The sequence below is a fragment of the Streptomyces sp. JK94 genome (assembly GCF_053613315.1).
Map to the genome: position 1 here is coordinate 1 of NZ_JBSICH010000060.1, position 17,764 is coordinate 17,764.

Annotated in this window: 15 protein-coding genes and 7 pseudogenes; 12 read left to right on the forward strand and 10 right to left on the reverse strand. The window is 68.6% G+C overall.

Annotated features, from left to right (window positions below; genetic code table 11):
* Nucleotides 1-7 precede the first annotated feature (7 nt).
* Nucleotides 8-861: pseudogene (locus tag ACVV2G_RS32540) on the reverse strand (IS5 family transposase).
* 12 nt (nt 862-873) lie between these two features.
* Between ACVV2G_RS32540 and ACVV2G_RS32545 the strand changes: the two are divergent.
* On the forward strand, nt 874-1,074 hold the full coding sequence (locus tag ACVV2G_RS32545; protein ID WP_453846388.1) for an acyl carrier protein: 201 nt from the start codon (nt 874-876) through the stop codon (nt 1,072-1,074).
* Between the two features lie 222 nt (nt 1,075-1,296).
* Here ACVV2G_RS32545 and ACVV2G_RS32550 read toward each other — a convergent pair.
* From ACVV2G_RS32550 to ACVV2G_RS32560, 3 genes and pseudogenes are all read right to left on the reverse strand, one after another.
* Nucleotides 1,297-2,717: pseudogene (locus ACVV2G_RS32550) on the reverse strand (IS1380 family transposase).
* 125 nt (nt 2,718-2,842) lie between these two features.
* Complete coding sequence (locus tag ACVV2G_RS32555; RefSeq protein ID WP_453846389.1) at nt 2,843-3,388, reverse strand: hypothetical protein; 546 nt, start codon at nt 3,386-3,388, stop codon at nt 2,843-2,845.
* A 173-nt stretch (nt 3,389-3,561) separates the two neighbouring features.
* Nucleotides 3,562-4,764 (reverse strand): annotated as a pseudogene (locus tag ACVV2G_RS32560) (IS3 family transposase).
* A gap of 123 nt (nt 4,765-4,887) precedes the next feature.
* Between ACVV2G_RS32560 and ACVV2G_RS32565 the strand changes: the two are divergent.
* Both ACVV2G_RS32565 and ACVV2G_RS32570 read left to right on the forward strand, forming a co-directional pair.
* Nucleotides 4,888-5,238, forward strand: coding sequence for a hypothetical protein (locus ACVV2G_RS32565; protein ID WP_453846390.1), 351 nt, complete (start codon nt 4,888-4,890; stop codon nt 5,236-5,238).
* Between the two features lie 51 nt (nt 5,239-5,289).
* Nucleotides 5,290-5,487: a hypothetical protein gene (locus ACVV2G_RS32570; RefSeq protein WP_453846391.1), complete on the forward strand. Its 198-nt coding sequence runs from the start codon at nt 5,290-5,292 to the stop codon at nt 5,485-5,487.
* Nucleotides 5,488-5,590: 103 nt separating this feature from the next.
* Here the strand turns inward: ACVV2G_RS32570 and ACVV2G_RS32575 are convergent, their stop codons facing one another.
* Nucleotides 5,591-8,305 carry a GDSL-type esterase/lipase family protein gene (locus tag ACVV2G_RS32575; protein WP_453846392.1) on the reverse strand — a complete coding sequence of 905 codons (2,715 nt, stop codon included), beginning with the start codon at nt 8,303-8,305 and terminating at the stop codon, nt 5,591-5,593.
* A gap of 404 nt (nt 8,306-8,709) precedes the next feature.
* Here ACVV2G_RS32575 and ACVV2G_RS32580 point away from each other — a divergent pair.
* Both ACVV2G_RS32580 and ACVV2G_RS32585 read left to right on the forward strand, forming a co-directional pair.
* Nucleotides 8,710-9,091, forward strand: a pseudogene (locus ACVV2G_RS32580) (DUF6233 domain-containing protein); the annotation flags it as partial.
* Nucleotides 9,092-9,158: 67 nt separating this feature from the next.
* Nucleotides 9,159-9,440, forward strand: a complete 282-nt coding sequence (locus ACVV2G_RS32585; RefSeq protein WP_453846393.1) for a hypothetical protein — start codon at nt 9,159-9,161, stop codon at nt 9,438-9,440.
* Between the two features lie 245 nt (nt 9,441-9,685).
* On the opposite strand, the gene ACVV2G_RS32590 is transcribed toward ACVV2G_RS32585, so the two are convergent.
* The gene (locus tag ACVV2G_RS32590) at nt 9,686-10,537 is read right to left on the reverse strand and encodes a helix-turn-helix transcriptional regulator (RefSeq protein WP_453846394.1); all 852 of its coding nucleotides are present in this window, start codon (nt 10,535-10,537) and stop codon (nt 9,686-9,688) included.
* Between the two features lie 86 nt (nt 10,538-10,623).
* Here ACVV2G_RS32590 and ACVV2G_RS32595 point away from each other — a divergent pair, with 86 nt between their 5' ends.
* The 3 genes and pseudogenes from ACVV2G_RS32595 to ACVV2G_RS32605 form a co-directional block, all read left to right on the forward strand.
* Entirely contained in the window at nt 10,624-10,767 is a 144-nt protein-coding gene (locus ACVV2G_RS32595) for a hypothetical protein (protein ID WP_453846395.1), read from the forward strand.
* A 24-nt stretch (nt 10,768-10,791) separates the two neighbouring features.
* Entirely contained in the window at nt 10,792-11,121 is a 330-nt protein-coding gene (locus ACVV2G_RS32600; protein ID WP_453846396.1) for an EthD domain-containing protein, read from the forward strand.
* Between the two features lie 218 nt (nt 11,122-11,339).
* Nucleotides 11,340-11,598 (forward strand): annotated as a pseudogene (locus ACVV2G_RS32605) (transposase); the annotation flags it as partial.
* Between the two features lie 335 nt (nt 11,599-11,933).
* Here ACVV2G_RS32605 and ACVV2G_RS32610 read toward each other — a convergent pair.
* Nucleotides 11,934-13,305, reverse strand: a pseudogene (locus ACVV2G_RS32610) (IS1380 family transposase); the annotation flags it as partial.
* 203 nt (nt 13,306-13,508) lie between these two features.
* Between ACVV2G_RS32610 and ACVV2G_RS32615 the strand changes: the two are divergent.
* The 3 genes from ACVV2G_RS32615 (at nt 13,509) to ACVV2G_RS32625 (ending at nt 15,964) form a co-directional block, all read left to right on the forward strand.
* Nucleotides 13,509-14,084, forward strand: a complete 576-nt coding sequence (locus ACVV2G_RS32615; protein WP_453846397.1) for a hypothetical protein — start codon at nt 13,509-13,511, stop codon at nt 14,082-14,084.
* On the forward strand, nt 14,065-14,442 hold the full coding sequence (locus ACVV2G_RS32620; protein ID WP_453846398.1) for a hypothetical protein: 378 nt from the start codon (nt 14,065-14,067) through the stop codon (nt 14,440-14,442). The genes ACVV2G_RS32615 and ACVV2G_RS32620 overlap by 20 nt, the downstream gene beginning before the upstream one ends.
* A 316-nt stretch (nt 14,443-14,758) precedes the next feature.
* Nucleotides 14,759-15,964, forward strand: a complete 1,206-nt coding sequence (locus tag ACVV2G_RS32625) for a DUF4241 domain-containing protein (RefSeq protein ID WP_453846399.1) — start codon at nt 14,759-14,761, stop codon at nt 15,962-15,964.
* A 70-nt stretch (nt 15,965-16,034) separates the two neighbouring features.
* On the opposite strand, the pseudogene ACVV2G_RS32630 reads toward ACVV2G_RS32625, so the two are convergent.
* From ACVV2G_RS32630 to ACVV2G_RS32640, 3 genes and pseudogenes are all read right to left on the reverse strand, one after another.
* Nucleotides 16,035-16,184 (reverse strand): annotated as a pseudogene (locus ACVV2G_RS32630) (AAA family ATPase); the annotation flags it as partial.
* On the reverse strand, nt 16,181-16,531 hold the full coding sequence (locus tag ACVV2G_RS32635) for a hypothetical protein (RefSeq protein WP_453846400.1): 351 nt from the start codon (nt 16,529-16,531) through the stop codon (nt 16,181-16,183). The gene ACVV2G_RS32635 and the pseudogene ACVV2G_RS32630, both read right to left, overlap by 4 nt.
* A complete protein-coding gene (locus tag ACVV2G_RS32640) occupies nt 16,528-16,833 on the reverse strand; it encodes a hypothetical protein (RefSeq protein WP_453846401.1) in 306 nt (101 codons plus the stop codon). Before ACVV2G_RS32640 ends, ACVV2G_RS32635 begins: the two co-directional genes overlap by 4 nt.
* 106 nt (nt 16,834-16,939) lie before the next feature.
* On the opposite strand from ACVV2G_RS32640, the gene ACVV2G_RS32645 reads away from it, so the two are divergent.
* A protein-coding gene (locus ACVV2G_RS32645; RefSeq protein WP_453845995.1) for an IS5 family transposase occupies nt 16,940-17,757 on the forward strand; the annotation gives its coding sequence in 2 pieces (ribosomal slippage) (nt 16,940-17,275 and nt 17,278-17,757; 816 coding nt in all).
* Nucleotides 17,758-17,764 lie beyond the last annotated feature (7 nt).

Below are 17,764 nucleotides of genomic sequence, written 5' to 3' on the forward strand. Positions count from 1 at the left end.
AGAGGTCCTAACAAAGCCGCTGGACGTGGCGGTGGGTGATCAGGCAGACGGCGAGGCCCAGGAATGCTTCGTGGATGTCGTCGCGTCGTTCCCAGCGGATGCGCAGGCGGCGGAAGCCGTGGAGCCAGGCGATCGTGCGCTCAACGACGTAGCGGAAGGTGCCCAGGCCGGTGCCGTGCGGCTCGCCTCGCTTCGCGATCACGGGGCGTATGCCTCTCTGCCAGAGCAGGCGGCGGTACTTGTCGTGGTCGTAGCCGCGGTCGGCCAGCAGTGCATCCGGGCGCCGGCGCGGCCTGCCGACCCGGCCCGCGACGGCGGGAATCTTGTCGAGCAGCGGCTCGAGTTGGGTGACGTCATTGCGGTTGCCGCCGGTCAGCGACACCGCGAGCGGGATGCCCTGGCCGTCGACGATGAGGTGGTGTTTGCTGCCCGGCCGTGCGCGGTCGACCGGGCTGGGCCCGCTTTTGGGCCCCGTCGGGCGGCCCGCACATGCGAGGAGTCGATCACCGCCCGTTCCCAGTCCAGCTGGTTCTTCGACCGCAGCTCGTTCAGCAGCAGCTGGTGCAGCTGGTCCCAGACGCCGGCCTCGTTCCAGGCCGCAAGGCGCCGCCAGCAGGTCATGCCCGAGCCGAAGCCGAGTTCCTGGGGCAGGTACTCCCACTGGATTCCGGTGTGCAGGACGAAGAGGATGCCGCACAGGGCCTGCCGGTCTGGCACCCGCGGTCTGCCCTCGGCCTTCTTCGGACCCGGCTGCGGCAGCAACGGCTCGACCAGCGACCACAGTTCGTCCGACACGATCCACGGCCGCGACTGACGGTTTCCCATGCCCAGACATACGGGCAGAGCGGCCGACAGCCTCATGATCAGCAGCTTTTGTTAGAGCCAGTAAGTGAGGAGAAGGTAGAGGAGAAGAAGTCGTTTGTCGACGATCTGGGGGCGGACGGGCTGGACCTTTCCGATCTGGTGTCGGCCCTGGAGGACGAGTTCGGATTCGAGATCCCCGACGAGGATGCACAGAAGCTCTCGACCGTCGAGGATTTTATCCTCTACGCCCGAGCCCACTGCCCTCAGTGAGGGCGAAGAACGCTACGGACTCCGCGGACGACCTGCCGGTCAGCGTGCTCCTGGAGTACTTCGATGCCTGACCCGCTCCGCTAACCTCGCCGTTTCCGTTGGGGTTGCTGGGCGGCTGAGCGAGTTTGTTTGAGGTTGGGTCGGCCGGTGGACATGGTGAGGGCCCGACGCGGGGTCGGGTTCTCCAGGGTCCTTGGGCCGAGGGCGGGCGGGAACCGCGAGTCAGGCGGCGGGGCGGGGTAGTGCGGCCAGGCGGTGGAATGCGGCGGCGAGTTCATGTCGCCAGGGCCAGGTCGCCGATATCCGAAGGCGGAGGCGGCGGCCGCCCCGGGTGATCCGGGCGGCGACGTGCAGGATCCGGTAGCGGAGTTTCTTGGGTTCGGCAACGGCGAGTTCACCGTCCAGCAGAAGGACGCGGGTCCAGGCGAGGAGGTCGATCGCCGCGAGGCTGAGTTCGAGCCAGGCGGCGTTGACCGGGAAGCGGCGGGAGGGGAAGCGGCCGAAGCCGGTGGTCTTGCCGCACCGGATGCGGTCCTCGACGGTGGCGTGTGCGCGGTGGCGGACCTCAAGGAACTGGTCCGATCCGGATGTGAACGGAGTGTCGGTGAGGAAGACCTGGTGCCGCATGCCTTCGTCCTGGTCGAAGAGTGAGAGCTGGGCTCCGGGGTGGGGGCGTTCGCGGCGGACGATGATACGGGTGCCGGCCGGGTAGCCGGCAAGGTCGGTCATGCCTGTCAATTCGGCGACTTCGGCGGACTCACGGAGGGTGCCGTCCTGGTCCAGGCGGGGTGCCAGACCTGCTCGGGCAGGGCCCGGATCGCGCGGCGGACCGGTTCGGTGACCGCGTATCCAGCCGAGAAGAAGGTGCGGATTCCGCGTGCTCGCAGCGCTCGAACGTGGGCGAGGAAGAGCTTCGCGGATCCGGCGCTGTCGGTGCGGACGAGGATGTCGGTGCCGTGCCGGTGGGCGTTGGGGATCGGTGCGAGGGCGTCGTCCAGTACCGCGATGTGATCCGCGGCGGTGTTGGCTCCGGCGTTTCCAGGCCGAAGGCGCCCGGACATGGCCTCGCCGGTGTTGGCCAGGAAACACAGCAGGGGGTGGAACCCGAAGCCGCCTTTGCAGGTGGGTGCGGCCGCCTCATTCTCGGAGTGGCAGGTGATCAGTGTGGCGTCGATGTCCAGGACCAGGCCGGGCAGTTCCCGTCCGCCGGCTTTCGCCGCCGGTATGCCGCAGCGGGTCTCGGATGCCTGCAGCCGAGCCACTTCCCGGGCCTGGGCGCGGGCCGAGCGCAGGCGGTCCAGTACGCGTTCGTCGACAGCGGCCAGCAGCCGCCAGGTCGTCGGCGTCGAGGCGACCGGGCCGAACACCTCGCCCTGGTCGCGCAGCACGGCCAGATCCGCGATCGTCCCGCCGCCGTCGGCGAGCATCACCGCGAGGTCGGTAGCGATCCGGCCCGGGTCATGACCATTACCGCGTGGCCGGAGCGGTCTCAACGCGGTGGAGTACGCGTTGGTCAGTCCGGTGGCATCGGTGAGATCAGCCAGCAGCCGTGTCCCGGCATGCCCGATCACCCCCGCACCATCGGCGGAGACATGAAGCCTGGGACGAGACCAGATACCCTGCACGCAGAAAGTGCCTTCCACCTGGACCGACAGAACCCCTCGACAAGGTTCATCGTCCCAGAGCAGAAGGCACTTTCGCGTTACCGCCCGTGATCCGGACGGACCCCAAGTGAAAGCCCGAGGTTAGCTAACTGGAGATCCCCCGTTTACGCGGTGGTGAGATTGGCGGGTCCAGCCACCTGCCGCAGGCCCTGAGTAGTACCGCAGGCCGTGAGATCAGTGCTGGTGATAACGATCTCATAGATGAGTGTTTGGCCGGCGAACTCGCCGCTGGTGATCTGGGCGACCGTGACGATGACGTTGACGCCGAGGGGACGCTGCGCGACACCGACGGTACCGACGAACCTCGAAGTGCCCTGCCCCTGATTCTGGGCGTCGCTCCATTGGATCGTTCCGGAGACGTCCACCGGACTGCTCACCAGGCAGGACAGAATGCCGCTGCCCTGGGCGAGGAAGTCGGCGAACACATGGGACGTATCGGTGCCGACGCAGGGGCCGAAGGTACCGTCGGCAGTGAAGTTGACCATCTGAGGTGTGAAGGTCAGGCCGGGGTTGAACTGCTGGTTGATGTACCCAGGGCAGTCGATCACTGCGGACGGCGCAGCCGTCGCGGGTGAGGCGGTAACAGCGAGCCCTGTGACTGCGCTGAGGACCAGCATGAAAGCTGCTAGCAGGCGAGACAGATAGGACATGGGCCACATCCTGATGTGGTTGCCGATGAAGTCGGGATCATGCTCACCATGAACATGCAGTACAGGTACGAATATTGGGGGTGGCACCAAGCTTGTCAATAAACCCCTTTCCCAGAATCCGTGAAATGGCCGGATACCGAACCTGGGCCTTGACCCTTGATCCTGAACACGGGCTATGCGGCTTCGGCCAGCGTAGTTGATGTTGTTCGGAGTGCTCGCCCGTAGGCGATCGGGCTGCGGTTGCCGAGGCTGGAGTGGCGTCGGACGGTGTTGTAGCGGTGCAGCCAGCGAAAGAGGTCCAGGTGGGCCTCGCGCTCGGTGTCCCAGGCTCGGCGACCCTGGAGGGTCTCTCGTTTGCAGGTCGCGTTGAACGACTCGGCGAGTGCGTTGTCCGCGCTGGAGCCGATCGCACTCATGGACTGGGTGACGCCGGCCTTGCGGCAGGCGTCGGCGAAGGCCCGGCTGCAGTACTGGGCCCTGTGATCGCTGTGGAAGATGGCGCCGGCGAGGCTGCCGCGGGTCCGTTCGGCGGCGTGCAGGGCATCGATGACGAGGTCCGCCCGCATGTGGTCGGCGACCGCCCACCCCGCCAGGCGTCGCGAGGCGAGGTCGATCACGGTCGCGAGATAGCGGAACCTCCCGCTGGCCAGGGGAAGGTAGGTGATGTCGCCGACGTACTTGGTGTTCGCCTGGTCCGCGGTGAAGTCGCGGCCGATCAGATCCGGGACCTTCGCGGCGGCCGGGTCGGGGATGGTGGTGCGGTGCCTGCGGCGCAGGCGGAGCCCGGCCAGCCCGATCGTCTTCATGACCCGAGCGACGCGCTTGTGATTCACCACCTCGCCGTTCTCCCGGAGCTCGGCGGTGATTCTGGGGACGCCATAAGTGCCGTCCGAGGCCCGATGAAGCGTGCGTATCCGGACAGCGAGCTTGGCGTCGGCAGCCTGGCGGGCCGCCCTCACGGCCGCTGTCTTGCGCCAGTAGTAGAAGCTGGAGCGGGAGACTTCGAGGATGGCGCACAACCGCTTCACGCCGTAGCGGCGCTGGTGGTCGGCGACGAACTGGGAAGCGGTTCACCAGCGCGTCTCCCCGGCGAAATACTTCGCGGCCTTGCGTAGGATCTCGCGTTCCTCCTCCAGCTCGCGGACCTTCTTGCGCAGGGCGGCGTTCTCCGCCTCCAGCGGCGTGGGCGGCTCGGCGGGTGTCTCCGCGCGGCGTCCCCGGGGCCGGGACGCGCCGGCGGCCCTGACCCAGTTCCGCAGGGTCTCGGGGTTGATCCCCAGATCGGCAGCGACCTACCGGATCGTCGCCTCCGGCCGCGACTGGTACAGCGCGACCGCGTCCGCCTTGAACTGCGGCGGATAATGCTTCATGACCACGAGATGTCCGTTCTCAGATCCTCAGGATCCAGTGTCTCGTGTGTCCAAGATCCGGGGTCGCATGAGGAACAGACCGCAGGAAGGGATGGTGCGCGCCCTGCCGGGCATCGCCTGAAGCGGGCGGTGTGGAAGCTGCGAGCCGTCCGGCGCGTGGGGTGGAAGCGGGCCCGGCGTACCCAGATGCTGTTCACCCCCGCTGTGCACTTCGCGGCGCCGGTGCAGGTCGGGAGCGAGGCTGAGCGCATTGAGCTGCCGTTGGTCCTCAAGGCCGGCTCCATGGTGTCGCTGCCGCTCATCGGACTGGAGGTGCCCAACCGGATAGGTCGGCAGCTTCGGGTCTCCCTGCACCTGGGCACCGGCCGCATCATCCGGGCCGACGTCCACGACGCCGACGCCCTGGAGCCCCTGCGGATCGACCTGGACGAATACACCGGCGACTGGTCCTTGCACATCGGCCCGCCCACGACCGACTGACCGGACGCGTAACCGGGTCTTCGAGGGGCGGCGGGCGCTTACCGTGGGGCCGTGACCACACCCTCCGACGACGCGGCCCGGCCGGTGCCGGTGCGGGTCGTGCTGCCCGCCGACCCGGCACTCGGGCAGCCGGAACAGGAGGTCGTGGCGCGGTTGTGGAGGCGGCGGCAGACCGAGACGGGGTGGGTGTACCTCGTGGGACTGCCGTCGTACCGGGACCTCGAAAACAGTTCGCGCACAGGCGTTTGACACGTGGCGTTGCACGTCTTCTTCCTCGCCGTCTGCTGATTCGCCACTGGTGTCCCGTGGTGCTGTCGCGTGCGCGGCAGCACCACGGGACACCGAGGCCGAGTTACCGGTCACCTCCGTTGACCCCGACACCGACCGCGACGGGACTTCCCGTGCCGTCAGGGTTCCTCAGGGCGGTGAGCGAACCGATGTCCACCGCGTCCGACGCCGCGGTGCGAGCGCTCGGTGAGAGGTTCAGCGCACGGCCGCCGGGGTTGGTCGGCGCGCTGCCGTCGGGATGGGACGGGATTACACAGTTGGACTTGTCGGACTCGAAGGAGCCGTTGACGGCCGTCACACAGAACTCGAAGTTCCACACACCCGGGAACAGGAAGCCGACGCCGTAGTGGGTGTCCTCGATGATGTTCTCGTCGGCCTCCGGCGGGGTGGTGCCGCCGTCCTTGACGTTGGAGACCCACAGCCGGTAGCCGGCCGCCGATTTCGCGCCGTTCCAGTCCAGTTCCACCGTGGTGGGATCCACGGTGGTCACCCGCAGGCCGGTCGGGGCGGCCGGGATGCCGCCGCCGACCATCACCGGCCGGGCCAGTGCAGGCAGCCCGCCGCCGGCGGCGTTCCAAGTGGCCGCCGCAACGAGGTAGCGGTGGCCCGGTTTCAGCCCGTAGACCTTGACGCTGTTGCCGCGGAAGCCGGTGCCGGTAAGCCAGGCACCGGGCGTGTCCTTGTCGAAGAGGATCAATTCGTACCGGTCGATGGTGTCGGTGTAAGGGCCGTCAGGTGGTGTGATTTTGAGCTCGATGCCGTCCTGGAGGATGGACGCGCTGGAGACCCGCGGCGGCGGCGCCGTCTTCGGGTGGGCGACCGCACTGACCGTGCCGGACCAGGGGCCCTTGACGTTGTCACCGCCGACGGTGCGCACCTGGTATTCCCACCGGATGCCGTCGACGGTCCAGGTGGTGTCGGTCCGGTTGCTGTTGACGCGGCCCTCGCTCCAGGTGCTCTGGCCGGCGATCCGCGACCGCACGTCGTAGCCGAACGCCCCGTACACCGGGTCCCAGGTGACCGTCACGCCCTGGGGGCTGGACTCGGCCTTCAGACCGGCCGGCACGGGTGTCGGACGGACCGGCAGGTTCTCGGGCGGGAAGGGGATCGGCCCCCGGCCCAGGTCGTATCGGTCGTGCAGGATCTGCTCGAAGGCGATGGCGAGCTGGTACTCGCCGAAGGCGTTGGGGTGCAGGCCGTCGTAAGCAGCCGGGCAGGCGGCGGGAGCGCACGAGTACCCCTTCTGCCAGTCGACGACCTCCACCTGAGAGATGGCCATGCTCCACCGGGGGGCCGCGTTCGCGAGCAGCCGGTTGAAGTTGTCGGTCTTGGTGATCAAGTCGTCCCGGCCACCGATCTTCGACCGGTGCGGCACGGTGGCCACCGCGAAGTCGACCCCCGGCTGGGCCGCGCGGGCCTGGTCGATGATGGTCTCGACGCTGTCCAGGGCGCCGTTCTCGTCGCTGACGAACCAGCCCATGTCGTTGAAGCCGGCCGCGAGCAGGACGAGGTCCGGCTGGTAGGTCTCGACCTGCCGGCGGATGTCGCCCTTGATCTGGGCGGCCTGCCTGCCCCAGTGCGCGTAGTGGTCACTGTCAAAGGCGACCCCGGCCGCGTAACCGCCGTCGACGCGGATGCCCTGGTCCGCCGGCTTCTCACCGACGAAGGGCGGCGGTTTCGGCGGGGAGGGCTGGTCCGGGGTGAACGTGCCGTGGTAGGGGCCCACGAAGTCGACCGAGACGTTGTTCTCCTGGAACCACTGCCACAACCGGTAGCGCCAGGTGTAGTCACCCTCGTGGCCCTGGCTGATCGAGTCGCCGACCACCATCACCCGGATCGTCGACGGCCAAGCGGTGGCTCGCTGGCCCTGGAGCAACCGTTCGATGGTCAACCTGAACCTCTGCGCGAAGTCGGGGGTGAACAGGCCTCGGATGTACGGCAACGGCCCCGACCACGAGCCGAGCCGGGTACTGATGTTCCGCATGGTCTTCCCCACCGCTTCGACCACCGAGACTGCCCCCTCCGCGGCCCATTTCTTCAGGCTCTCGCGGGCCGCCGCGCCCGCCCCGCCCAGCGCGCTCACCACCGCCACGGAGATCGCCTCCTTCCAGACGTCCGCGTCGCCCAGCGACCGCCCGTCGAAGTAGGCGTTCATCAGGTCACCGACGAGTCCGCCCAGTGCGCCGCCGACGGCCCCGCAGATCGGTACGGCGAAAGGCGCGGCGGGGCCGAAGAAGAGTTCGCACACCTCAAGGGCCACGAACCCCACCGCGATGCCGACCATGGTGGCGATGGCCTTCTGCCACCAGTTCGCCGAAGCGTTCACCTCGCCCGTGGGTATGACGATGACGAGGCTGTCGCCGACAACCTGGATGCTGCCGTCGAACCGGACGTCGCTTTGCCGGTCGTAGAAGCCCACGTTGCTCTTCTGCGCCCGCAGGTCGAACGACTCGCTGAGCGTGAGCCCCTTGTCCTTGTCGGCACGCACCGTGTCGACCATCTGCCCCATCTGCCGCTGCCACTCGTCCGGCCGCTGCGCGGTGTTGAAGTCGATGGCAGCCACCATGTCGGTGTCACTGTCCGCCAGCGACCGCAGCGCTCCCGCGTCGCGGGCGCACCCTATCCGCAACGCCGCCGCGCTCTCCGCGATCGTCTGGCTGGCGAAGTTCGATCCAGCCGTGGCACACGCCTCCCCCGCCGCCGCGGCCGGTTCCGCCATCCCCGCCGCCATCAGCGTCACTGCTAAGACGAGCGCGGTCAGCCACCCGGGTCTTCTCATGAACGTCCCCTCCCAATCAGCGCGGTCAACATCCGCGAACCTGAAAATCCTACGGAGTCGGCCCCCGAGGGGTGTCACCCCGCAGTGCCATCCGCGTGTAGCTCGCACGGGGGACAGCGCGCCGGTGGTTCACTACGAGTGAAGCGCCCCCGTTCGGGTGGCTACTGACAGGTCACCCAGATGCCGATCTTGACGGCCCGCCTTCTCCTGCACAGCCTCGCCAGGCGCCACGTCCCCGTACGCTCACGGAAGGAACCTGACGTCAAGAGGCCCGCCGAAACATGATCGAGGGGCGCGGGCTGAGCAGGCTCGTCAGCAGCCCACTACCAGCGCCACGCGGGATGTATGCACCATCTACCGGGCGCGAATAGTGCATGGGCCGGATACTGCCCCTTCACCAGTAGGACGGCGGGGTGGAGGCGGCGGAGTACCGGGTGTGGGTCCGGGCGCCCGACCATGTGCGGCCGGTCGACGGCGTCGACTACGACCAGGTCCCCACCGAGCCTCTCCCGCCGGCACCGCCGACGTCGACGGTCCGCGAGGTCCTAGGGGTGCGCCGGCCTTCAGGCTGCGTCCTGGCGAAGGTCCGTGAGGGGCGGGGCCCGGCCCGCGGCGTGCTGCACGCGCCGGACTGCGAAGAGGCACCCGAGGGAGCACCGCTGCTCGATGTGCAGCGGGCCCTGGACGTCGCGGAGAATCCGGGGGACGCAGCTGTGCACGCTGTGCGGGTGCGCTCAGGAGCTGACGCCGCTGCTGAGCGGCTTCGACCACATCACCGACTCCTGACCGCCCCTGTGGCCGTACGGGTGACTGTGCTGGTCAACAGGGGCGCGAGGACCGGACTATGAGGGCTATGAGCACAGACGAGCCTGATGTTCCGTCGACCGACTTGCAGCCGGGTGACTCCCACACCGGCTCCGCCTGGCCGGGCATCCTGGCCACGACCGTGCCCGTCGCCACGGCGGTCACGGTGGCCGGGCGGGTGGCGAAGGCGCACATCGAGCAGCGCGGCGCGACGGAGCGGACGGCCATCGAGCAGCGTGGCGAGACGCAGCGCGCGGTCATCGCTGCCGAGGTCGAACGGGAGCGGATCCGCCGGCCTCAGCTTCCGGGCGGCGACGGCGACGCTGCCTGAACGCTCCGGACCCGCCGGGCCCCGCGGCCGCCGCTACTCGGTGGTGCTCGGGGTCCGGCAGTCGGGGCGGGAAGTGGCGCTCCAGGATCTGCCCCCACCGGTGCAGGACCACGAAGCCGGTCGTGTCGGCCTGCGCCCGGATCAGCTCTCTCAGCGCTTCGACGGACGGCTGGGTGCCAGGCGCTGAAGAACGAAGCCGTCTGTCCCTCCGCCATGGCACATGAAGATCATTCCGCAAGGACTTCTCAGCCGGGTACGTCCATGCGCTGTGTGCCGATGACCGACAGCAGCCGCAGTGCCTGCTCTGCGGGAGAGCCGGGCTCGACCGTGTAGAGCACGACCTGCTGGTCCTGGTCGGTGACGTCGAGGAGGTCGCAGTTGATGGTGATGGGGCCGATCAGGGGGTGGTTGACGGTTTTGCGCAGGGTGGACTCGGGACGCACGTCGTGGGCAGCCCACAGCCGGGCGAACTCCACGCTGCCGGAGAGAAGGTCACCCACCAGCGTGGTCACCTCGGGATCGTCGGGGTAGCGGGCGGCGGTGGCACGCAGGCGCCGGGCGGCGGCGCGGGCGAACGCCTCCGCGTCGAACGGGTCGTACAGCGGCCGCTCGCGCGACGGCGGCGTGAGGTAGGCACGGCGCACGAGGTTGCGCTCGCGCCGGGACAGGGGGGAGAAGTCTTCCAGGAGAGCGGCGGCCAGGTCGTTCCAGGCGATCACCTCGTAGGTCGCGGAGAGCACGATCGCCGCGGTGTGCGGCAGCCGCCGCAGCAGGTCGAGGATGCTGTGCGGCACTTCGCGTGAGGGCCCGGCCGGCGGACCGGGCGGGGCGCCGGCGAGGTGGTGCAGGTGGTCGCGCTCGGCGTCCGACAGACGCAGGGCCCGCGCCAGGCCGGCGAGTACCTCGCGCGAGGGGCGCGGGCCGCGGGCCTGCTCGAGGCGCGTGTAGTACTCGGTCGAGATGAACGCCAGCTGCGCCACCTCCTCGCGGCGCAGCCCCGGTGTGCGGCGGCGCGGCCCGGCGGGCAGCCCCACGTCGGCAGGGGTGATGCTCTCGCGTCTGCCGCGCAGGAAGCCGGCCAGCTCTCGTCTGTCCATACCTCCAGTGTGCGTTTGGCCGCACGGCCGAGCCAGGTACCGCGGGTGCCTGGATCAGCCGTGCGGCCGGGCGCAGGCTTACTGCCATGGACAACGCGCAGATCACCGACACCGCCGTCCCCGCCGCCGGGGACCTGCCGTCAATGGTGGTGCGCACCCGACCGGTCCCGGCGCGCGTCGCATTTCCCGGCTGGTGGCACCGGACCGACGAATCACTATTCATCGAATAGAAACGGACAGGCATCATGATCAAAATGGTCATCACGTTGAAGCGTCGCGAAGGCATGACCCATGACGAGTTCACCCACTACCAGCGGAACATCCACCGGCCGCTGCTCATGTCCATCCCGGAGGCGCAGCAGTACATCCGCCGCTTCGTGGTGTCGTATCCCGTCCCCGCGCCGAACTATCCCGAACCGGACTACGACTCGGTGGTCGAGGCATGGTTCGACACGATGGACGACCTCAACGCGCTCTACTTCTGCGAGAACTTCCTGAAGACCGTCAACCCGGACCACGAGAACTTCATCGACCTGAACACCTTTGGACGCATCATCTCCAAAGAGGAGATCGTCGTCGGCTGAGGCCCCGGCACCGAGTCCGCCACGGCCTTCACCGACAGCCGGGCAGGCCCGTCGGGCCCGTCGGGCCCGGCCTGGGTGAAGGCCGGGCCCACTGTGCTCACGGCGCCCGGGCAGCACAGTCAGCGCCCGCCGGTCCTCGTCGTGGCCGGCGATCCGCCACACAAGCCGATCGGTCCCGTCAGGGGTGGGTCATCCGGTAGGTCACGTTCGCCAGACGGTGGCAGCCCGCTTTGGACATGATCGACGAGATCCTCTCGTGGGGCATCGACATCCCGCCGGTCGTCGCGGACGCCGGATACGGCGATGCCGCCGCCTTCCGCCATGGGCTGGAGGAACGAGATCTGCCCTACGCGGTGGGCGTCTCCTCCCGTCACACCGCCCATCCGGCCGGGGCCCGGCCCGTTCAGCCTGTCTACGCGGGCACCGGCCGGATGGGCGAAAGTGCGCTACCCCGATGCGCCGCAGACCGTGAAGGACCAGTCGACCTCGACGTACACGGACGTGCAGCCTGGGTGGAACACCTCCGTTGACGGAGGCTCACTGGGCTTCCGCCAACTTGAAGTCGCAGGTCAAAGGGCTGGTGTGACCGACTCTCGGTTTGCTCACGCTGGTCGTGGGCGGTTGTCTGAGGTGTAGATCGTCAGCCTCGATCTTTCGTGAGGGTCCGCCGACGGAGTCGGTGGACCCTTTCGCTTTCTGGAGCTGATGGTGGGCAGGCCGGTGGCCCGGCTGTCGCGTCGGGTGGGCGCCGGGTTCCACTGGCCGGGGTGGGTGATGTTGTTGTCGGGACGGTGGACGTTGCTGGTCAGCCGGGGGTTTGGCAGGAGCGCGAGTCGTTCGAGGGCGCCTGTGATCTCGCCGGTCCAGGGCCAATGCTTGGCGAGGCGGAGGATCTTTCGGCGGCCGGTGGTGACGAGCTGGGCGGCCGCGGAGAACAGGCGGAATCGCAGGCGGCGGGGTTCCCAGAGCCGGGTAGTGCCGGTGAGGGCGAGCGTGGGCAGCCAGGTCAGCAGGTCGAGAGCGATCTGGACGATCTCCAGCCAGACCCTGTTCTGAGCTGTCCGGTGCAGGGGCAGGTTGCGCAGGCCGGTGGCCCGGGCGGCCCGGATCCGGTCCTCGGCGCGGGCCCGCAGCCGGTGACGGAGTTCGAGCTCGGCGATGGGACGGTCGGGGGTGTTGGTCGCGAAGCACGTGATCCGCATGCCGTCCGCATCCGTGATCCTTCAACTGGGCTCCAGGATGGGGCCATTCCTTTCGGACGGCCAGCCGCATGCCCTTGGGCCAGCCGTCCAGGGACTTGCCGGTGAGCTCGGCGACCCAGGCTCCGTCGCGGACCTTGCCGCCGGTCTCGACGGCCGGTGTCCAGGCTGAGGCCGGGATCTTCAGGAGGTGCTGGTGAATGGCGTCGGTGATCACCATGCCGACCGAGTAGGACAGCCATCGTCCTCGCTTCGCGAGCCAGGACACGAAGTCGTGGGTGCCGCCGGCGGAGTCCGTGCGGATCAGCGTCTGCCGTCCCCGCCGGTACTTCTTCGGCGGTTGGGCCAGGGCGATTTGGGTGGTGGTGATGTGGTCGGCGGCCGTGTTCGATCCCGCGTTCCCCGGCCTGAGGAGGGCGGCGACCGGCTCTCCGGTTCCGCCCGGGCCGTGGTCGACGAAGGCTGTCAGAGGATGATGCCCATCGGTCTTCTTCCAGGTCGCGGCCGCGTCCTCCTTGTTGGAGTGCGCGATCACCAGGACGCCGTCGAGGTCGACCGTGACCTGACCGTCGGCGTCCGGGGCGTGCTTGCCTGCCAGCGACCAGACCCGGTTGCGGACTTCGGAGCGTGCGGACCGGATGGCCTGCATGGCCTTCTCGCCGGAGGCGGCGAGGGTGTCGATCAAGCGGGAGATCGTCGGGTCGGAGGCCACCGGCCCGAAGACGGCCGGCTCACAGCGCAGCATGGCGACATCCGCGAGGCAGTCCCCGCCCAGCGCGACCGCGAGGGCCACGTCCAGCAGGATCTTGCCCGGATCGTGCACCGCCCGGGCCTTCCACCACGGCGACAGCGCCGCGGATAGCGCGGTGTCCAGGCCGACCTTGCGGACGGTCTCGACCAGCAGCATGCTCCCGGCCTGCGAGACCACCGCCCGGCCGCCGCCCTCGATACGGACGTGCGGGTACGACCCGATACGCTTCTTCACCTGGAGAGTGCTTCTTCCCATGCAGCCAACAGGACCCTCGACAAGTCCCATCGTTGCAGGTCAGGAGCATTCTCCGCTTATTTGATCAAGCCTCGGACAACCCCACCTCGTGAAAGCGCGAGGTTAACGAGGCTCATGAACGGACAGCAGAGGCAGCTCGAACCCCTATGCCGGCCCTCCCCCCAGTACCTCAATCAAGGGCATTGGGACAGTTCCAATACCCGACTCCACCGTTAGCCCACGGCCGCGACGGCATCCACGAACTGCTCGACATCGAGACCGCCCGTGCCACCGCCGACACCCTTACCAATCTCCACGACGACCTCACCCGCGGAGTGGGCATCTCAAGCCCCGCCGCACAGCGCGCGATCCACGCCGCAGCCCAGGCCCCCACGTTCGCCGGGTCGATCCGCACGCAGCGCCAGGCCCACGACATCCTGCGCAACCCCGCCCTGACCGTCTACGACAACCCGAACGCATTCTTGATGTGCGTCTACAACCGAGATCGGGCGCCGTGCCACCGGCTGGACCTCACCGAGGCCCGCGCCTGGACCGTTGCCAACCGTCCTGTGCGAACATCGCGCGGACCGACCAGCACGCCGAGCAGCTGCGCGAGCACGCACAGGCCCTGGACAAGCAGGCCGCTTCCGAGACCGTGCCTGGCCCCCTCGCTGACCGGCTCACCCGACGCGCCGGACACCTGCGCCGGTTGGCGGACCGGCACGGACGAGACCGCACTCACGTACAGGAGCCGACGTCATGAGCCCAGCCCCGGATGAACGCGAACGGATCCGTGCCGCGATGGAACGCATCCTGGACAGCACACCGCGGCAGTCGAACGGAGCACTGACGATCGTCGCCCTCGCACTCGAAGCTGGTGTCCCGCGCAACGCCCTCACCCAGCGGCACACCGACCTGAAGAACGAGTTCTACGACAGGGTGCGCGCCCTCGGCGGCACCCCGGAGAGCGAACAACGCCTGCGCAAGCAGATCCGCCGGCTCAAGGAACTCCGGTCAGCCGACGCCGAAGAAATCGCGCGGCTGAAGACCGACGTCGAGGCGCTGGTCGGCGCCCTGCACCAGTCAATGACAGAAACCGGCTGCTGCACCAGCAGCTCGCCGACCGCACCGGCGTAGTCCGCACGCTGCCGACGCACTCCCCTCGGATACAGCCCGCACCCACTGTGGCCCACAGCAACCGACAGAACGCGTTGACCAGCCGTAACGCCGCCATTACCAACGGGGGTCGCCGAACCGACTCTGTTTCGGCACCTGGGGCGGCACGTTTCATCGGTAACCCCAGGTCGCGGGCCTCCCACAATCCTCTGTGTCACACCTCAGTGGCAGACTGCGGCACGACGAAGCTTCAGAAGGAGCAAGGCGTTGCGGCGGGGCCACCCGTCGAGCGCCACTGCTCGGGGGTGGCTGGTGCCACGGGGGGAGATGTGCGGCTGTGATCTTCGGCAGTCTTGATGTGTCGTACGGCGAGATGTGGGGTTCCTATCGGGGAATGACCCATCCGGTCCCAATGTCGCGCGCGCTCGCGGCACGCAAGCATGCGGCCGGGGTGGACTACGCGGTTCTGCTTTCCGCGCGGGAGCGACCGCTGGCACTGATCGAATACTGGCCGCGGCGTATGTGGCGTGTGTATCTGTTCGACGACAGGTCCTGGTGCATGCAGATGATCGACCTCAAGCCTCACAGCCCGGGAATGTTGCTGGCTCAGCGGAACACCCGATGGCAGTTTCCCAACGAGCAGGCGCACTTGTACGGGAAGTGGGATGTTCAGGAGACCACGACCGTCTCAGCCGACGGGCAGGTCGAGGTGAGGTCCGAGATCGCCGGACCGCGGGGCGGGTCGCCGGAGTCATCGCACGATCGAGCATCCGGCCCGTCGAGCGTCCCCGTGCGGCAGTTCGCGACGCCCATCGAGGACTTCCTCTGTCACGCACCGGAATTCGGCGACTGGCAGGTGTTCGCGCCGTTCCTCGCCCAGCAGGGCCACGAGTCCGCCGCGACCGTAGTCCTGAACGACGTGTCGGTGGACGAAGGATCGGGACCGCTGCGCGCCACCGGAATCGAGCAACTATTCAGCCCGGGTACGTGCGACACCCGGGAGGGGCCGGCCGTCGTCGAGCCCATTGACGTCGGCATGCTGCGGATCACGTCAGGGCAGCTGGCGGTCTCTGACCCCGGCTGGATCAGCAACCCGCGGACCGTCGCTGTGCCACTGGGCGAGTTCCCGGTCACTCTGTCGCTTCTGCGGACGACGCGCGGAGCCGGTGTCGCGGCGGCAAGGGTGACGTTCCTGGACATCCCTCCCCAAGAGTGGGAAATGACCCTCCGGCCTGACGAGGACCTGGGGTTGCTCGGCGAGGGCCAGTTCTACGGGGTTGGCGTGGATACCGGCACAGCGGCTTTCATGGATGCGAAGCGGACCGTGACCGAAGACCAGCTGGACGACGACATTTTCATACCCCTCGACAGCGACAGCCAATTCAGCGTCGAACTGCCCGGCACAGAGCCCGAGCCGAACCTCATCGCCTTCCGTGCCGGCCAAGGCGACGGGGCCTACCCCGTCTGGTCCGGCCGCACCGAAGACGGGCAGGTTAGTTGCGTCGTCGTCGACTTCCAGCTCCGTTCCGCCGACGGAGCATAGTAAGGACCGCCGACCACCGGCGCGGGCCGCACTGCCCGCTCCAGTTCAACACGCTGAACTTGACAGAGAAGTCGTCGCTGACCGTGCCGCGCAGGTCGTCGAGGGAGAGGACCTGGGAGGCCGGCCAGGTGCGGGCCAGCGTCGACTTGCCCGAGCCGGAAGCCCCGATCAGCACGATCAGCCCGTTCTCCGGCAGCTCCGGGTACAGCACCGAGGTCATTCGACATCTCCTTGCGGGTCGAGGGAGCGGGCAGCCCAGTTCAGGCGTTGCCCGGCGTTGTCAGTGATCAGGGCGGCGGCCTCGTGCAGGGGGCAGGAGGCGTCACCGTCGCGGTCCGGTTCGAGCTGCTCCGCCCGCCGTGCGGCGGTGCTGACCACCTGGGCGAGCGTCGGGAAGAGGCCGCCGGGGACGTCGATGTCCTCCTGGAGCTCGCGCAGGATCGCGGCGAGCTCGCGGGCGTCGACGTCGTCGGCGTTCAGGTCGTCCTCGATCTGCTGGAGGGCGAGCTGGGCGATGCCGAGCGAGCCGCGCACACGGTCAAGGCGGGTCCGGGAGCGGCCGGTCACCGCGTGGTGGCCTTGGTGGTGGCGATGAGCGCGGCGACGGTCTCCCAGCCGTGGTGCCAGGCGGAGTCCAGGTGGAAGGCGCCGTTCATGCCGAAGTCGGCGAGCTTGTAGAAGTTGCTCTTGCCGGTCTTGGTGGCGATCTTCTCCAGCAGGCCCTTGCCCGGGACGCGGCGGTCCGCGGCGTAGTGGGTGCCGAACGAGAGGGCGAGCGCGGTGGCGGCGGCGGCCGGGTGGACCCGGATGCCGAGCGCCCGGGCGCCGGCCCCGGCCCCGGCCCCGGCCACGGCCCCGGCCCCGGCCACGATCGCCTGCGTGGCCGTGTAGGTCAGGCAGTTCTCTCGGGCTTACTGGCTCTAACAAAAGCTGCTGATCATGAGGCTGTCGGCCGCTCTGCCCGTATGTCTGGGCATGGGAAACCGTCAGTCGCGGCCGTGGATCGTGTCGGACGAACTGTGGTCGCTGGTCGAGCCGTTGCTGCCGCAGCCGGGTCCGAAGAAGGCCGAGGGCAGACCGCGGGTGCCAGACCGGCAGGCCCTGTGCGGCATCCTCTTCGTCCTGCACACCGGAATCCAGTGGGAGTACCTGCCCCAGGAACTCGGCTTCGGCTCGGGCATGACCTGCTGGCGGCGCCTTGCGGCCTGGAACGAGGCCGGCGTCTGGGACCAGCTGCACCAGCTGCTGCTGAACGAGCTGCGGTCGAAGAACCAGCTGGACTGGGAACGGGCGGTGATCGACTCCTCGCATGTGCGGGCCGCCCGACGGGGCCCAAAAGCGGGCCCAGCCCGGTCGACCGCGCACGGCCGGGCAGCAAACACCACCTCATCGTCGACGGCCAGGGCATCCCGCTCGCGGTGTCGCTGACCGGCGGCAACCGCAATGACGTCACCCAACTCGAGCCGCTGCTCGACAAGATTCCCGCCGTCGCGGGCCGGGTCGGCAGGCCGCGCCGGCGCCCGGATGCACTGCTGGCCGACCGCGGCTACGACCACGACAAGTACCGCCGCCTGCTCTGGCAGAGAGGCATACGCCCCGTGATCGCGAAGCGAGGCGAGCCGCACGGCACCGGCCTGGGCACCTTCCGCTACGTCGTTGAGCGCACGATCGCCTGGCTCCACGGCTTCCGCCGCCTGCGCATCCGCTGGGAACGACGCGACGACATCCACGAAGCATTCCTGGGCCTCGCCGTCTGCCTGATCACCCACCGCCACGTCCAGCGGCTTTGTTAGGACCTCT

What these genes read in the sequence shown, in the direction of transcription:
- ACVV2G_RS32555 (WP_453846389.1), bottom strand. Translation starts at nt 3,388, where the DNA reads ATGTCCTATCTGTCTCGCCTGCTAGCAGCTTTCATGCTGGTCCTCAGC.
- ACVV2G_RS32575 (WP_453846392.1), bottom strand. Translation starts at nt 8,305, where the DNA reads ATGAGAAGACCCGGGTGGCTGACCGCGCTCGTCTTAGCAGTGACGCTG.
- ACVV2G_RS32585 (WP_453846393.1), top strand. Translation starts at nt 9,159, where the DNA reads ATGAGCACAGACGAGCCTGATGTTCCGTCGACCGACTTGCAGCCGGGT.
- ACVV2G_RS32590 (WP_453846394.1), bottom strand. Translation starts at nt 10,537, where the DNA reads ATGGACAGACGAGAGCTGGCCGGCTTCCTGCGCGGCAGACGCGAGAGC.
- ACVV2G_RS32595 (WP_453846395.1), top strand. Translation starts at nt 10,624, where the DNA reads ATGGACAACGCGCAGATCACCGACACCGCCGTCCCCGCCGCCGGGGAC.
- ACVV2G_RS32600 (WP_453846396.1), top strand. Translation starts at nt 10,792, where the DNA reads ATGGTCATCACGTTGAAGCGTCGCGAAGGCATGACCCATGACGAGTTC.
- ACVV2G_RS32620 (WP_453846398.1), top strand. Translation starts at nt 14,065, where the DNA reads ATGAGCCCAGCCCCGGATGAACGCGAACGGATCCGTGCCGCGATGGAA.